Annotated in this window: 1 protein-coding gene; it reads left to right on the top strand. The window is 59.2% G+C overall.

What is annotated here, in order from left to right; translation table 11 throughout:
* The first annotated feature begins 63 nt into the window (after positions 1–63).
* A protein-coding gene (locus ACQZ45_RS27020) for an IS3 family transposase (RefSeq protein ID WP_448742650.1) occupies positions 64–1,253 on the top strand; the annotation gives its coding sequence in 2 pieces (ribosomal slippage) (positions 64–316 and positions 316–1,253; 1,191 coding nt in all).
* The last annotated feature ends 18 nt before the right edge of the window (positions 1,254–1,271 follow it).

The following is a 1,271-nucleotide window of genomic DNA, read 5'->3' as shown; positions in this document are numbered from 1 at the left end:
TGACCTGCCACTGAGAATTTCCTCCAGAATGGATTAGAGTTCGGCCCATTAAAGGACGGACGCATGAAGAAGCAGCGATTTACGGAAGAGCAGATTATTGCGGTGTTGAAGGAGCAGGAGGCTGGCGCGAAGGTGGCCGACCTTTGCCGCAGGCATGGAATTTCAGAAGCAACGTTTTACAACTGGAAAGCCAAATACGGCGGCATGGAGGTCTCTGAGGCGAAGCGGCTGAAGGCGCTTGAGGACGAGAACGCCAGGCTGAAGAAGCTGCTCGCCGAACAGATGCTTGATGCGGCCGCACTCCGCGAGCTTCTCCAAAAAAAATGGTAGGGCCCGCCGCCAAGCGTGAAGCCGTCACGCACCTGAAGACCGTCATGGGGCTTTCGGAACGGCGGGCCTGCCAGATCATATCTGCCGATCGCAAGACGATCCGTTACCGGTCGAACCGACCGGTGGAGACCGAGTTGCGAGCAAGGCTGCGCGAGTTGGCTAATGAGCGACGGCGTTTCGGCTACCGTCGACTGTTCGTCCTGCTTCGGCGGGAGGGAGAGCCGTCCGGCGTCAATCGCATCTATCGGCTGTATCGCGAGGAAGGGCTTTCAGTACGCAAGCGGAAGGCCCGACGCCGTGCTGTCGGCACGCGTGCTCCGATCCTGGTCGAAGCGAAGGCAAACGCCCGCTGGTCGCTGGATTTCGTCCACGACCAGTTCGCCTGCGGACGGAGGTTTCGGGTGCTCAACATCGTCGATGATGTGACGCGTGAATGCCTGGCAGCAATTCCAGACACCTCAATCTCCGGCCGCCGTGTCGCACGGGAGCTGACGATGCTGATCGAACGACGCGGCAAGCCCGGAATGATTGTCTCCGATAACGGCACCGAACTCACCTCGAATGCCATCCTTGCCTGGTCGAAGGATCACAAGGTCGAGTGGCATTACATCGCGCCGGGAAAGCCCATGCAGAACGGCTATGTCGAGAGTTTCAACGGTCGGATGCGCGACGAGTTGCTCAACGAGAGCCTCTTCTTCGGCCTCGATCATGCCCGCAGCGCCATTGCTGAATGGGCTGACGACTATAACCATTTCCGGCCACACTCGTCGCTCGGATACCAGACCCCGGCCGACTATGCCGGGTCCATCGCCGCAACCGGCTCCAACGATGCGCAAAATGAAAGCTTCGCGTTTCCGCCGGTTGCTCACACCGCGCCACTTGGCGTATTCAAAACCACCGGGGCTCTAATCGCCACTGGATGAAAGTTCAGTGGCAGGTCA

It is taken from the genome of Agrobacterium sp. 16-2014-1-2a (assembly GCF_053522705.1).
The sequence above is the reverse complement of the archived record's forward strand: the minus strand, read 5'-3'. Positions and strand labels throughout refer to the sequence as shown.